This window comes from Streptomyces sp. NPDC057307 (assembly GCF_042667665.1).
GTDB lineage: Bacteria > Actinomycetota > Actinomycetes > Streptomycetales > Streptomycetaceae > Streptomyces.
This window is the reverse complement of the sequence record NZ_JBHUZM010000097.1, coordinates 15393-29564: the sequence shown is the minus strand read 5'-3', so window position 1 is coordinate 29564 and position 14172 is coordinate 15393. Positions and strand designations below refer to the sequence as shown.

Sequence of the window (14172 nt, the reverse complement as noted above, 5' to 3'; positions counted from 1 at the left end):
ACAGCGGGGAGCCCGTCCGGCGCTTTCGCGTGGCGCGGTGGATCAACCCAGCGTGGAGATCGCCTGGTTGAACGTCTTCGACGGCCGCATCACGGCCTCCGCCTTCGCCGGGTCGGGCTGGTAGTAGCCGCCGATGTCGACCGGCGCGCCCTGCACGGCGAGCAGTTCGGCCACGATTGTCTGCTCCTGCTCGGCCAGCGTCTCGGCGAGCGCCGCGAACGCGCCGGCGAGCTGCGCGTCCTCGGTCTGCTTCGCCAGCTCCTGCGCCCAGTAGAGCGCCAGGTAGAAGTGGCTGCCGCGGTTGTCGATGCCGCCGACCTTGCGGCTGGGCGACTTGTTCTCGCTCAGGAACGAGCCGGTGGCGCGGTCGAGCGTGTCGGCGAGCACCTGGGCGCGCGCGTTGCCCGTCGTGGTCGCGAGGTGCTCGAAGCTGACGGCCAGCGCGAGGAACTCGCCCAGGCTGTCCCAGCGGAGGTAGTCCTCCTTGACGAGCTGCTGCACATGCTTCGGTGCCGAGCCGCCCGCGCCCGTCTCGAAGAGCCCGCCGCCGTTGATGAGCGGCACGACCGAGAGCATCTTGGCGCTCGTGCCCAGCTCCAGGATCGGGAAGAGGTCGGTCAGATAGTCACGCAGGACGTTGCCGGTCACCGAGATGGTGTCCTCGCCGCGCCGGATGCGCTCCAGCGAGTACGCGATCGCCTCGACGGGCGTCTTGATCTCGATGGTCAGCCCGTCGGTGTCGTGCTCGGGCAGGTAGGCGTTCACCTTGGCGATCAGGTTGGCGTCGTGCGCGCGGCCCTCGTCCAGCCAGAACACCGCCGGGTTTCCGGTGGCGCGGGCGCGACTGACGGCCAGCTTGACCCAGTCCTGGATCGGCACGTCCTTGGTCTGGCACATCCGGAAGACGTCGCCGGCGCTGACCGTCTGCTCCAGTACGGTGTTGCCCGCCGTGTCCACGACGCGCACCGTGCCGGTGGCGGGGATCTCGAAGGTCTTGTCGTGGCTGCCGTACTCCTCGGCGGCCTGCGCCATCAGACCGACGTTGGACACCGAGCCCATGGTCGACGGGTCGTAGGCGCCGTGGGCGCGGCAGTCGTCGATGACGACCTGGTAGATGCCCGCGTAGCTGCTGTCGGGGATGACGGCGAGCGTGTCGGCCTCGCCGCCGTCCGGGCCCCACATGTGGCCGGAGGTGCGGATCATGGCCGGCATGGAGGCGTCGACGATGACATCGCTCGGCACGTGCAGATTGGTGATGCCCTTGTCGGAGTCGACCATCGCCAGCGCCGGGCCCTCGGCCAGCTCGGCCGTGAAGGACTCCGCGATCTTCGCGCCCTCGGGCAGCGACTCCAGGCCCTTCAGGATGCCGCCGAGACCGTCGTTCGGGCTCAGACCGGCCGCGGCGAGCGCCTGGCCGTGCTCCGCGAAGGTCTTGGGGAAGAAGGCGCGCACCGTGTGACCGAAGATGATCGGGTCGGAGACCTTCATCATCGTGGCCTTGAGGTGCACCGAGAACAGCACGTCCTCGGCCTTGGCGCGGGCGATCTGCGCCGTGAGGAACTCACGCAGCGCGGCCACGCGCATCGCGGACACGTCCACGACCTCGCCGGCCAGCACGGGCACCGACTCGCGCAGGACGGTGGTGTTCCCGTCGTCGCCCACCAGCTCGATCCGCAGAGTGCCGTCCTCGGCGATCACGGCGGACTTCTCGGTGGAACGGAAGTCGTCGGCGTCCATGTGCGCGACGTTCGTCTTCGAATCGGCCGTCCAGGCGCCCATCCGGTGGGGGTGCGCCTTGGCGTAGTTCTTCACCGAGGCGGGGGCGCGGCGGTCCGAGTTGCCCTCGCGCAGCACCGGGTTCACGGCGCTGCCCTTGACCTTGTCGTAGCGCGCCCGTACGTCCTTGTCCTCGTCCGACTTCGGGTCGTCCGGGTAGTCGGGCAGCGCGTAACCCTGCTGCTGCAGCTCCGCGATCGCCGCCTTCAGCTGCGGGATCGACGCCGAGATGTTCGGCAGCTTGATGATGTTCGCCTCGGGCGTCTTGGCCAGGGCGCCCAGCTCCGCGAGCGCGTCATCGATCCGCTGTCCCACTTCGAGACGGTCGGCGAAACCGGCGATGATCCGTCCCGCCAGCGAGATGTCACGGCGCTCCACCGTGACCCCGGCCGTCGAGGCATATGCCTCGACCACAGGCAGGAATGAGTAGGTGGCCAAGGCCGGGGCCTCGTCGGTGTGCGTGTAAATGATGGTCGAGTCTGTCACCGGGTGCTCCGCTCCACGTCTGCAACATTGCTCGACATCAAGATATCCCTTGGCCCGGGGTTGCTCGACAGTGGCCCGTACTGAGTGGTATCTGTGTCGTGTGAGACATCAACGTCTCATTTGGGCTATGGTTGTCTCATGACAGTCGATCGTGACCAGGTGCTGCGTACGGCCGCCGCCCTCCTCACCCGCAAGGCGACCGCCACCATGGACGAGGTCGCGCGGGCCTCCGGCATCGGCCGGGCCACCCTGCACCGGCACTTCGCGGGGCGTGACGCCCTGGTCAAGGCGCTGGAGGAGCTGGGCATCCGGGAGTTCGAGGCCGCGCTCGACGCGGCGCGGCCGGACGAGGGACCCGCGAGCGACGCGCTGCGCAGACTGGTCGCCGAGGTCGAGCCCGCCGCCGGGCTCCTGGCCTTCCTGGTCACGGAGAACCAGCTCTTCGAGGGCGAGGTGGACGAGGGCTGGGACCGGCTCGACGCCCGGGTCGCCGGACTCTTCCGGCGCGGACAGGAGCAGGGCGAGTTCCGTATCGACCTGCCACCCGCCTGGCTCACCGAGGCGTTCTACGGACTCGTCGGCACCTGCGCCTGGGCCGTCCAGGACGGACGGGTCGCCGCGAAGGACTTCCAGTACATGATCGCCGAGTTGCTGCTCGGCGGAGCACGACGGAGCGTGGAGCAATGATCAGCACCGACCTGCGGGCGACGGAGACGGACCCCCGGCACCGTCCGGGGCGCTGGCTCGCCCTGTCCGTACTCGTCCTGGCCGTGCTGCTGGTGGCGGTCGACGCCACGGTCCTCGGCCTCGCCACTCCCTTCCTGAGCGAGGACCTCAAGCCGTCCGGCACCCAACTGCTCTGGATCGGCGACATCTACTCGTTCGTCATCGCCGGCCTGCTCGTCTCCATGGGCAGCCTCGGCGACCGGATCGGCCGCAAGAAACTGCTGCTGACGGGCGCCGTCGCCTTCGGCGCCGTCTCCGTACTCAACGCGTACGCGACCAGCCCGGAGATGATGATCGTCGCGCGGGCGCTGCTGGGTGTCGCCGGCGCGACGCTGATGCCCTCCACGCTGGCCCTGATCCGCAACATCTTCCACGACCCCAGGGAGCGCAGCCTCGCCATCGGCATCTGGGGCGCCGCCGCGTCGGCGGGCGCCGCCGTGGGCCCGGTCGTCGGCGGATTCCTGCTGGAGCACTTCTGGTGGGGCTCGGTCTTCCTGATCAACCTGCCCGTCATGGCGGTCCTCGTCGTCGTGGGCGTGAAGCTCCTGCCCGAGTCGAAGAACCCCGCGCCCGGCCCCTGGGACCTGCAGAGCGTGCTGCTGTCGCTCATCGGGATCGTCGGTGTCGTGTACGCCATCAAGGAAGCCGCCGCGCACGGTCTGCGCTGGGACATCGCCGCCGCGGCGGTGGTCGGCGTCGCCGCGCTCGTCCGCTTCGTCCGCAGACAGCTCAGGATCCGCCACCCGCTGCTCGACATGCGGCTGTTCAGGAACCGCGGCTTCTCCGGAGCCGTACTCGCCGACCTGCTGACCATCCTCGGCCTGTCCGGGCTGGTCTTCTTCCTGTCGCAGTATCTGCAACTCGTCCAGGGGCGCGGCCCGTTGGAGGCGGGTGTGGCCGAACTGCCCGCCGCCGTCGGCGCCGTGACGGCCGGCCTGCTCGCCGGCCGGGCCGCCCGCCGGTTCTCCGTACGGCTGGTGGTGGCCGGCGGCCTCGCCGGTGTCGGCCTGGCGACCGCCTCACTCGTCGTGCTGACCGAGACCACCGGCTACCCGATGCTCGGCGCCGTGCTGCTGGTCGTCGGCGTCGGCGCGGGATTCTCGTTCACCGTGACGGCCGACGTGATCCTCTCCAGCGTCCCCAAGGAACAGGCGGGCGCCGCGTCGGCGGTGTCGGAGACGGCGTACGAACTGGGCGCCGCGCTCGGCATCGCGCTCCTCGGCTCGATCGTCACGGGCGTCTACCGGGGCTTCCTCACCCCGGCGGGCGTACCCGCCGAGACGGCGGCGGCCGCACACGAGTCACTGGGCGGCGCGGTGGAGGCGGCACGCGTCATCCCCGGTCACCAGGGAGCGGAACTGGTCGCGGCGGCCCAGGAGGCATTCGTCCACGGCCTGCGTATCGCGGCGGGCGCGGGGGCGGCGGTGCTGCTCGCGACCTCGGTGGTGGCGTGGTTCCTGCTGCGCGGCCAGAAGCTGGAGGACGGCGCCGAACCGGCCACTCCGGCGATCGAGGACAGAACACCCAGCCCGTCCCGCGACTGAGGACAACCGCCCGAACAGGACCGGCGCCCGCGCTCCTCCGACGGAGGGATGCGGGCGTCGGCCGGGTCGGCCGGGCTCAGGCAGCTTTCGCCTTGGTGGCGTACATGTCCACGTACTCCTGCCCACCGAGCCGCATGACCTCCGTCATCACGGAGTCGGTCACCGCCCGCAGCACATAGCGGTCGCGGTCCATGCCGTCGTACCGCGAGAACTCCATCGGCGCGCCGAAGCGGACCGTCACCTTGCTCGGCCGCGGCATGCCCGACCCGTTCGGCTGGATCTTGTCCGTGCCGATCATCGCGAAGGGGATCACGGGCGCGCCGGTCATCAGCGTCAGCCGCGCGATACCCGTACGGCCCCGGTACAGCCGGCCGTCGGGGGAGCGGGTGCCCTCCGGGTAGATGCCGAACATATGGCCGTCCTCAAGCACCCGGCGGCCGGTCATCAGCGCCGCGACACCGCCGCGCCCGCCGTCACGGTCCACCGGGATCATGCCGCAGCCGGTGAAGAACCAGGCCATCAGCCGGCCCTTGATCCCCTTGCCGGTGACGTACTCGTCCTTGCCGATGAAGAAGACCTGACGGCTGCCGCAGACGAGCGGCAGGATCATCGAGTCGATGAACGTGAGGTGGTTGCCGGCGAGGATCACCGGACCGGTCCCCGGAATGTTCTCGGCGCCCTCCACCCGTGGCCGGAACATCAGACGCAAGATCGGTCCGAGCACTGCCTTGACGAGCGCAAAGCGGGACAACGGGGTCCTCCGGTTGGTGAGCGGTCGTATCGAGCCGACTAACTCTCTGCAGGTGAGGACGATACTCGCGGGTCGGCCCCCCGCGCACATCGGGTTCATCGATCGGATACGCAGTGTTGACACGAGTTTCCGATGTGTTCGCGCCAGATCTGCCCCGCGTAGGGGGTGACTGCCTACGATCAAGCCCTCGCTTGACAGGTGCGGGACAGCACATGGACATCACATGAAGGAGCGTTCATGACACAGGGTGCGAGCAACATCCCGGGACGACGGACCGTGCTGGGAGCGGCGGTGCTCGGCTCGGCCGCACTCGGTCTCTCCGCGGGCACGGCCGGTACGGCGCAGGCGGCGCGGGCCGACGGGCGCGGCGGCAGCCACCGCCCGCCGCACAAGGGCCTGCCGGTGCCGACGATCGTCGGACACCGCGGCGCCAGCGGCTACCGGCCCGAGCACACCCTCGGTTCGTACCAGCTCGCGCTCGACCTCGGCGCGCACGTGATCGAGCAGGACCTCGTGCCCACCAAGGACGGTCATCTCGTCTGCCGTCACGAGAACGACATCACGGCGACCACGGACGTCGCCGACCACCCGGAGTTCGCCGGGCGCAAGACGACCAAGAGTGTCGACGGGGTCAGCCTCACCGGCTGGTTCACCGAGGACTTCACCCTCGCCGAACTGAAGAAGCTGCGCGCCAAGGAGCGCATCCCGCAGCAGCGCCCGCACAGCACGCTCTACAACGGCCGTTGGGAGATCCCCACGTTCGAAGAGGTGCTGCGCTGGGCCGACGAGGAGGGCCGCCGCCGGGGCGAGCCCGTGTGGCTGTACGTCGAGACGAAGCACCCCACCTACTTCCGGGGTCTCGGCCTCGGCCTGGAGGAGCGGCTCGCGAAGCTGCTGCGCCGGTACGGCAGGGACCGCCGCGACTCGCCGCTCTTCCTCCAGTCCTTCGAGCCCACCAGCATGCAGCGCATGGCCAAGCTGGTCTCGACGCCGCGCGTCGTACTGTTCGACGCCGCGAACACGCAGCCGTGGGACTTCAAGCAGTCGGGTGACCCGCGTTTCGTGTCCGACCTGATCACGCCCAAGGGGCTGAAGTGGATCGCGTCCTTCGCGCAGGGCATCGGCCCCTGGGTGGACCTGATCATTCCGCGGGACCCGGCCGGCAAGCTGGGCAAGCCGACCACGCTGGTGCGTGACGCCCACGACAAGGGCCTGATCCTGCACCCGTACACGATGCGCAACGAGAACAGCTTCCTGCCGGCCGACTTCCGCATCGGTACGGATCCCAACGCGTACGGCGACGCCTTCGGAGCCTTCAAGACCTACTTCGAGCAGGGCATCGACGGCATCTTCACCGACAACCCGGACACCGGTCTGCTGGCGGCCGCCGACTTCAACAAGGACTGACTCCGGCGGCGGCGTGTCGGTCCGTGCCCCGGCCGGGTGGTTCCCGGCCGGGGCGCAACCGGTGCCCGTGGAAGCCGGGTTGGGCACCGGACCGTAGAACGTACACCTGGCCCCCACCCCGGCCCCACGGCTGCGATGTTGTCGCCCGATCACCCCACCCACCACGAAATCACAGGGGAGTTGGGTATCTCACAGGGTGGTTTGGAGCCATGGCGTTCCCCACGCCTGTGATGCCTGGGCAAAATGCTCACCACAGAGGTTGCAGCTCCTGAACTCCGGGGAAAGGAGCGGTAGACAACCGGCGGCAGCAGGTGAGCGGGAGGCATGCACACATGGGCATGAGCGTGACCATCTCAGCAGCGAGTGCGCAGGACGCGGAACACATCCTGAAGCTGCAGTACCTGTGTTACCAGAGCGAGGCAGAGCTCTACGGTGACTACACCATCGAACCGTTGACCCAGACCCTCGACGACCTCAAGGACGAGATCGCCCGCGGCCACGCTCTGGTGGCCAGGCTCGGCGGCGAAGTCGTGGCCTCCGTGCGGGGCGTCATCGACAGCGAGGGCACGGCCAGGATCGGCAAGCTCATCGTCCATCCGCGGATGCGGCACCACGGTCTCGGCGGCCGACTGCTCGACGCGATAGAGGGGAGCTTCGCCGGAGCCGAGCCGGCCAAGCGCTTCCAGCTCTTCACCGGCCATCGCAGCGAGGGCAATCTGCGGCTGTACCGGAGCAAGGGGTACGCGCCGGTGGCGAGTGAGACGGCCGGTCGCGGTCTCACGCTCGTGACGCTGGAGAAGGAGGCGGCCACCGAGGCGTTCGTCGCCAGCGCCTGACGGTCATCGACCGCCTCAACCCCCAACACCCTCAACCCTCGACGCTCGATCCCTGACCCTCGACCGTTCGACCCTCCGACCGCTCAACCCCGTCGGGACCTGCGCAGCCACAGCATTCCCGTGATCGGCAGCAACACGGGAATGAAGACATAACCCCAGCCGAACCCGGACCAGACCGTCGCGTCGGGAAAGGCGGAGGGGTCCACGATCGTCCAGGTCCCGACGGTGAGCACACCGACGAGTTCACCGCCGCAGCACACCAGCGCCGCCTTGCGGGCCGTCTCGCCGCCCCGTACGAGCGTGTAGGTGATGAACACGTACACGACGGCGGCGATGCCCGACAGCGTGTACGCCAGCGGTGCCCGGTCGAACTTGGTGGCGATCTCGAAGGCGGTCCGCGACACCGCGCCGACCGACATCACCCCGTACAGCCAGACGAGCAGCAGCCCGGGCCCCTCGACCAGCCTGGTCCGCCCCGCCGGCCGACCGCCCGTGCCCGCGTCGGCCCCCGTGCCCGCGTCCGCCCCTGTTCCGGTCTCCACGGTCAGCCTCCCCAGATGTCGTACAGACGCACTTCGAGTACGGCGAGGACGACGGCGCCCGCGGCGACCGTCGCCGAGCCCCAGCGGGTCCGCTCGGCCAGGGACAGGAATCCGGCCGACGGCACGGCGGCGAACGCGCCGATCAGATACGAGACGAAGATCACCGAACTCTCCGCCGGGTCCTCGCCACGTGCCAACTGAACGATTCCGACGACCAGTTGGGCGAGCGCCAGCACCGTGACCACGGCCATGCCGATGAAGTGCCAGTCCTTGGTGGGCTGGTCCCGGTACGCGGCGAAACCGCACCAGGCGGCGAGGACGAGAGCGGCCACGGAGACCGCGACCGTCAGGGCGACAAGCATGACGACGAGAGTATTACGGCCCGATAAGCCCGGTGCGATCGCCCCTGTGAGGAGCCGGGCCGTGGCCGGGAAGCGCGAACGCACCGCCGCCCGCCGCCGGCCTCGGCGCAAGCGCCGCCGTGACCGCGGACCGTGGCCTTGGCCACAACCTGCCGCCGCGCCGGACCGGGCGCCGACCTCCCCGCCGACGCCCGCACACCCATATCCATGCAGGTCAGAGCCGTGAATCCGGAGATCGGCGGCCTCCTGCGACCGCGCAGCCGCACCTCCCGACGGGCCCGGAAGGCATATCCGCTATCCGGACAACCGGCCGAACCGGGGATATACGTCTGCTTTACTTACCGACATGACCACGACGAGCAGCCGCACCCTTGCGACCGAGGCGATCACGACGCCCGGTGCTCGCTGTCTGTGTCGAATGTGCGCCCACTGAGGGCCCCTGCCTGAGCCTCGCGCCCCGAAGCGAGGCCCGACAGAAGCGACGCCACATCCGTGGTTACGTCTCGTAGCTCCCGCACGTCCCTCACGCGTGACCGGCCATGACCGGCCGCGAGCCGCCGTGAGCCGACGCGCTGTGCCGCGCCGCGCCCTGTCGGACCGCCCGAATCCCCGTGCCCCGCCCGGCCGCCGCGCCGCGCACCCGACAGTGACGGAAACCCCCTGTGATCACCACTACGGGCCTGACGAAGATCTACCGGTCCGGCCGGTCGCGCGGCCATGAGATCACCGCGCTGGACGGCGTCGACCTGCACGTACGCGAAGGTGAGGTCTTCGGAGTCGTCGGCCGCAGCGGCGCCGGGAAGTCCTCCCTCATCCGCTGCGTCAACCTCCTCGAACGTCCCACCGCCGGCACCGTGACCGTCGACGGGACCGACCTGACCGCGCTCGCCGGCCGCGGCCGACGGGCCGGCAAGGAACTGCGCCGCGCGCGCAGTTCCATCGGCATGGTCTTCCAGCACTTCAACCTGCTGTCCTCGCGCACCGTCCAGGACAACATCGAACTGCCGCTGGAGATCCTCGGCCACTCCGGTCAGGAACGCTCCCGCCGGGCACGGGAACTGCTCGACCTCGTCGGCCTCGCCGACAAGGCCAAGAGCTACCCGGCCCAGCTCTCCGGCGGCCAGAAGCAGCGCGTCGGCATCGCACGCGCCCTCGCGGGCGAGCCGAAGGTACTGCTCTCCGACGAGGCGACCAGCGCGCTCGACCCCGAGACCACCCGCTCGATCCTGCGGCTCCTGCGCGACATCAACCAGCAGCTCGGCCTCACCGTCCTGCTGATCACGCACGAGATGGAGGTCGTCAAGACGATCTGCGACTCGGCCGCGCTCATGGAGAGGGGCCGGATCACCGAGTCCGGCACGGTCGGCGGACTGCTCGCCACCCCAGGCTCCCTGCTCGCGCGCGAACTGTTCCCGGTGGACGGCGCCGGGACCGGACCCGGCGGCACGGTCGTCGACGTGACATTCCACGGCGAGGCGGCCACCCAGCCGGTCATCTCCCAGCTGTCGCGCACCTACAACATCGACATCTCGATCCTCGGCGCGGCGATGGACACCGTCGGGGGCCGCCAGATCGGCCGGATGCGCATCGAACTGCCCGGCCCCTTCGAGGAGAACGTCGTACCCATCGGCTTCCTGCGCGAACAGGGACTCCAGGTCGAGGTCGTGGAAGCGGCGGGGGACGGCGTGGGACCGATCGGGGACGCCGTGGCAGCGGCCGGGGACACCGAAGACGTCGCCACCACCGAGCAGCCCACCGCGCTCACCAAGGAAGGTGCCAAGTGACCTGGTCCGAAATGCAGCCACTGCTCAGCCAGGGAACGCTCGACACCCTCTACATGGTGCTGTGGTCGGCACTGGTCACCGTCGCCGGCGGACTGCCGCTGGGCGTCCTCCTCGTCCTCACCGACAAGGGCGGCCTGCTCCAGAACGCCCCCGTCAACAAGGTCGTCGGCGTGATCGTGAACATCGGCCGCTCGCTGCCCTTCATCATCCTGCTGATCGCGCTGATCCCCTTCACCACCTTCGTCGTCGGCACCTTCATCGGCCCCACCGCGATGATCGTGCCGCTCGCCATCGGCGCCATCCCCTTCTTCGCCCGGCTCGTCGAGACGGCGATACGGGAGGTCGACCACGGCCTGGTCGAAGCCGTCCAGGCCATGGGCGGCTCCATCCCCACCATCGTCCGCAAGGTGCTGCTCCCGCAGGCCCTGCCGTCGATCGTCTCCGGCACGACCACCACCGTCATCGCGCTCATCGGCTACTCGGCCATGGCGGGCGCGGTCGGCGGCGAAGGACTCGGCTCCAAGGCCGTCACCTACGGATTCCAGCGGTTCGAGAACGGCTTCATGATCGCCACGGTCGTCGTGCTGATCCTCATCGTCACCGTGATCCAGCTGATCGGCGACCTCGCCGTACGGCTGCTGACCCGCCGGACCCGTACCGCGTAACCCCTCAGATGTCCCACCGGCCCGCACTCCTTGTCCGGGCCCGACCACCGAACACCGGAAAGAGGCACTCTTCGTGCGCACTCACCTCAAGATCGCGGCCGCCGCCGCCACGACCGCCCTCGCCATCGGCCTGAGCGCCTGCGGCACCTCGTCCGACCCCGCCGAGAAGTCCACGGACGGCGCCAAGGCCGACGAGTCCAAGCCCCTGCTCGTCGCCGCGTCCCCGACGCCGCACGCCGACATCCTGAACTTCATCAAGGACAAACTGGCGGCGGACGCCGGACTCAAGCTCGACGTCAAGGAGTTCACGGACTACGTCCTGCCGAACACCGCCACCGAGAGCGGCGAGGTCGACGCCAACTACTTCCAGAACAAGCCGTACCTCGACGACTTCAACAAGAAGAACGACACCCACATCGTTCCCGTCGTCAACGTCCACCTGGAGCCGCTCGCCCTCTACTCCAAGTCGGTCAAGGACCTGAGCGGCCTCAAGTCCGGCCGGACCGTGGCGATTCCGAACGACACCGTCAACGAGGGCCGGGCCCTGAAGCTCCTCGCCGACAACGACGTGATCACGCTCGCGGACGGCGTCGAGGGCGACGGCACCCTGGCCGACATCAAGGACGCCAAGGGCCTGAAGTTCAAGGAGCTGGAGGCCGCCACCCTGCCCCGCGCCCTGAACGACGTGGACGCCGCCGTCATCAACGGCAACTACGCCATCGAGGCCGACCTCAACCCCGCCACGGACTCCCTGGCCCTGGAGAAGACCGAGGACAACCCGTACGCCAACTTCCTCGCCGTGAAGGAGGGCAACGAGAAGGACCCGCGCGTGCTGAAGCTCGCGAAGCTCCTCAACTCGCCCGAGGTGGAGAAGTACATCAAGGACACCTACAAGAACGGCGCGGTCCTGCCCGCCTTCGGCCCGCCCGCGTAATTTGTCCGCGTAACCCGGCCGTCAATCCGGTACGAGCCCCGCACACCCCGGCCGTGTGCGGGGCTCACCCGATGCTGCATGCTGTGCATTTACGACGGACTGAGGCATGGAGCTGAGCATGACTACCACCTTTCCGGACGTCTCCATCAGCACCGAGCGGCTGGTGCTGCGCCCGTTCGAGGCCGCGGACATCCCGGCGCACATCGAGATGATGAACGACGAACCGGTCATCGCGTGGACGTCGGCACCGCACCCGTACAGCGCCCAGGACGCCGAGGACTGGGTGAGCGCCATCGCTCCCGCGGAGCGCACCGAGGGGCGCGGACTGGTCCTCGCCGTCACCGAGTTCCTGACACAGCGTCTCGTCGGCCTCGCGCGGCTCCAGCACACCAACTGGCGCGCCCGCACGACCGAGATCTCCTATGTCACCGCCCCCTGGGCGCGCGGCGAGGGCTACGCCACCGAGTCGGTGCTCGCCGTCGCGCAGTGGCTCTTCCGCGACCAGAGCTTCGAGCGCATCGAGTTGCGCACCGCCGCCGACAACACGGCCGCCCAGCAGGTCGCGCAGAAGGCCGGCTGTATCAGCGAGGGCGTCCTGCGCAACGCGTGGATAGCGCGTACGCAGACGGAGACCGGCGGCTGGATCGACATCCGCACGGACCTCATCGTCTGGAGCCTGCTGCCGGAGGACCTCGAAGGCGTCGCCGAGCAGATGGCGGACGCGGGCGGCTACGGGTCCTTCACCGACTGGAACTGAACCCCGGCGGCAGGACCCCGGCGCTCCCGCGCCCCCGAGCACCCCGAAACCCCCGGCCCCCGGCAGACGGCGGGCCGCCCGGCGGGTACCCTCACACGCACCGCCCCGGTGCGGACCCCCTCACGGCACAACCGATCCGCCGCCGCTCCGGCCTGCGCCGAAACGACCAGCGACACAGCAACCCGCGAACAGACCAACTGACGACCTCTGGGGAGACTGACGACGATGGCCGACCGCGTCACGGTGATCGGCTGGGACGGCTCGCCCCTCGCGCCCGCGGCCACGTCCGCCCTCGCCGCGGCCAGCCTGGTGGCCGGCGCCGCCCACCATCTCGCCCTCCCGGAGATACCGCCGGACGCCGAACGCATCCGCCTCGGCAGCGTCGACCTCGCCGCCCGCAGGATCGCCGGACACCGCGGCAGCGCCGTCGTACTCGCCGACGGCGACCCGGGTTTCTTCGGCGTCGTACGCACCCTGCGCGCCCCCGAGCACGGCCTCGAGGTCGAAGTCGTCCCCGCCGTCTCCGCCGTGGCCACCGCCTTCGCCCGCGCCGGAATGCCCTGGGACGACGCGCAGGTGGTCGTCGCCCAGCAGCGCACACTGCGTCGCGCCGTCAACGTGATCCGGGCGCACACGAAGGTCGCCGTCCTCACCTCCCCGGGCGCCGGACCCGCCGAACTCGCCCTGCTCCTGCAGGGAGTTCACCGCACCTTCGTCATCTGCGAGGAACTGGGCACCGACCGCGAACAGGTCACCGTCCTCACCTCCGACAAGGCCGCCGACCACGTCTGGCGCGACCCCAACGTCGTGATCGTCGTCGGCGGCATCGGCACCGCGCCCGCCCGCACCGGCGGCTGGATCGCGGCCCACGAGCCCGAGTACCCACCGGCCGTACGGGGTTGGGCGCTGCCCTCCGAGGAGTACGGCATCGACCTCGACGAGGGCGAGTCGACCTGGCTGCGCGCGGCCCAACTCGCCAGGCTCGGCGCCCGTACCGGCGATCTCGTCTGGGACATCGGCTCCGGCAGCGGCGCACTCGCCGCCGAGGCGGGGCGCTTCGGCGCGGCCGTGATCGCCGTCGACTCAGAACCGGGGGCGTGCGCGAGCACGGCCGCCGCCGCCCGACGCGCCGGCGTACAACTGGAAGTCGTGGAAGGCCGTGCGCCCCACGTGCTGGAGAATCTGCCCGAGCCCGATGTCGTACGCATCGGCGGCGGGGGAGTGGACGTCGTCATCGCCTGCGCCGACCGCAGGCCCGCGCGCATCGTGACCCACGCGGCGACGCGGGACGAGGCCGAGGCCATCTGCGGCGCGCTCCGCGAGGGTGGTTACGTGGTGGAATGCGTCCTGCTCCAGTCCGTCGAGATGGACACCGGAGCGTGGTCGGAGCGTGAACGCTCCGTGGTTTTCCTGGTCTCGGGCAACCGGCCGGACCGCGCCCCCTGACCCCGTTGTCGGAGGCGCGGGGTAGGCTGACCGATCGTTGTACCGCAGCCGTACGTTCGTCGCTTCGTTCGTCAATGTCCGGAAAAGGGGGTCGTTTTGGACCCTCATGTGGTACGGCTGCACCGGGGGACGCGCAACGTGGCGCAGCCCACAGAA

The 14172-nt window shown here is 69.7% G+C and carries 13 protein-coding genes; 9 read left to right on the top strand and 4 right to left on the bottom strand.

Features of this window, described 5'->3' with window-relative positions:
- Positions 1-42 precede the first annotated feature (42 nt).
- Positions 43-2262: an NADP-dependent isocitrate dehydrogenase gene (locus tag ACFUN8_RS26880; RefSeq protein ID WP_383642621.1), complete on the bottom strand. Its 2220-nt coding sequence runs from the start codon at positions 2260-2262 to the stop codon at positions 43-45.
- A 138-nt stretch (positions 2263-2400) separates the two neighbouring features.
- On the opposite strand from ACFUN8_RS26880, the gene ACFUN8_RS26875 reads away from it, so the two are divergent.
- Both ACFUN8_RS26875 and ACFUN8_RS26870 read left to right on the top strand, forming a co-directional pair.
- Positions 2401-2949, top strand: a complete 549-nt coding sequence (locus tag ACFUN8_RS26875) for a TetR/AcrR family transcriptional regulator (protein WP_383642618.1) — start codon at positions 2401-2403, stop codon at positions 2947-2949.
- A complete protein-coding gene (locus tag ACFUN8_RS26870; RefSeq protein ID WP_383642615.1) occupies positions 2946-4532 on the top strand; it encodes an MFS transporter in 1587 nt (528 codons plus the stop codon). The genes ACFUN8_RS26875 and ACFUN8_RS26870 overlap by 4 nt, the downstream gene beginning before the upstream one ends.
- A 76-nt stretch (positions 4533-4608) precedes the next feature.
- Here ACFUN8_RS26870 and ACFUN8_RS26865 read toward each other — a convergent pair whose 3' ends face one another.
- Positions 4609-5232: a lysophospholipid acyltransferase family protein gene (locus tag ACFUN8_RS26865; protein ID WP_383642612.1), complete on the bottom strand. Its 624-nt coding sequence runs from the start codon at positions 5230-5232 to the stop codon at positions 4609-4611.
- Positions 5233-5520: 288 nt separating this feature from the next.
- Between ACFUN8_RS26865 and ACFUN8_RS26860 the strand changes: the two genes are divergently transcribed.
- The gene (locus ACFUN8_RS26860; protein ID WP_383642609.1) at positions 5521-6690 is read left to right on the top strand and encodes a glycerophosphodiester phosphodiesterase; all 1170 of its coding nucleotides are present in this window, start codon (positions 5521-5523) and stop codon (positions 6688-6690) included.
- A 332-nt stretch (positions 6691-7022) separates the two neighbouring features.
- Positions 7023-7526: a GNAT family N-acetyltransferase gene (locus ACFUN8_RS26855; protein WP_383642606.1), complete on the top strand. Its 504-nt coding sequence runs from the start codon at positions 7023-7025 to the stop codon at positions 7524-7526.
- A gap of 83 nt (positions 7527-7609) precedes the next feature.
- On the opposite strand, the gene ACFUN8_RS26850 is transcribed toward ACFUN8_RS26855, so the two are convergent.
- Positions 7610-8068, bottom strand: a complete 459-nt coding sequence (locus ACFUN8_RS26850) for a hypothetical protein (RefSeq protein ID WP_383642603.1) — start codon at positions 8066-8068, stop codon at positions 7610-7612.
- Positions 8069-8070: 2 nt separating this feature from the next.
- Positions 8071-8430 carry a hypothetical protein gene (locus tag ACFUN8_RS26845; protein ID WP_383642601.1) on the bottom strand — a complete coding sequence of 120 codons (360 nt, stop codon included), beginning with the start codon at positions 8428-8430 and terminating at the stop codon, positions 8071-8073.
- A gap of 662 nt (positions 8431-9092) precedes the next feature.
- Here ACFUN8_RS26845 and ACFUN8_RS26840 point away from each other — a divergent pair.
- The 5 genes from ACFUN8_RS26840 (at position 9093) to cbiE (ending at position 14016) form a co-directional block, all read left to right on the top strand.
- On the top strand, positions 9093-10214 hold the full coding sequence (locus ACFUN8_RS26840; RefSeq protein ID WP_383642598.1) for a methionine ABC transporter ATP-binding protein: 1122 nt from the start codon (positions 9093-9095) through the stop codon (positions 10212-10214).
- Positions 10211-10879, top strand: coding sequence for a methionine ABC transporter permease (locus tag ACFUN8_RS26835; protein WP_383642595.1), 669 nt, complete (start codon positions 10211-10213; stop codon positions 10877-10879). Before ACFUN8_RS26840 ends, ACFUN8_RS26835 begins: the two co-directional genes overlap by 4 nt.
- A gap of 73 nt (positions 10880-10952) precedes the next feature.
- Positions 10953-11813, top strand: coding sequence for a MetQ/NlpA family ABC transporter substrate-binding protein (locus tag ACFUN8_RS26830; protein ID WP_383642592.1), 861 nt, complete (start codon positions 10953-10955; stop codon positions 11811-11813).
- Between the two features lie 118 nt (positions 11814-11931).
- Positions 11932-12570: a GNAT family N-acetyltransferase gene (locus tag ACFUN8_RS26825; protein ID WP_383642589.1), complete on the top strand. Its 639-nt coding sequence runs from the start codon at positions 11932-11934 to the stop codon at positions 12568-12570.
- Between the two features lie 225 nt (positions 12571-12795).
- A complete protein-coding gene (gene cbiE, locus ACFUN8_RS26820; RefSeq protein WP_383642586.1) occupies positions 12796-14016 on the top strand; it encodes a precorrin-6y C5,15-methyltransferase (decarboxylating) subunit CbiE in 1221 nt (406 codons plus the stop codon).
- The last annotated feature ends 156 nt before the right edge of the window (positions 14017-14172 follow it).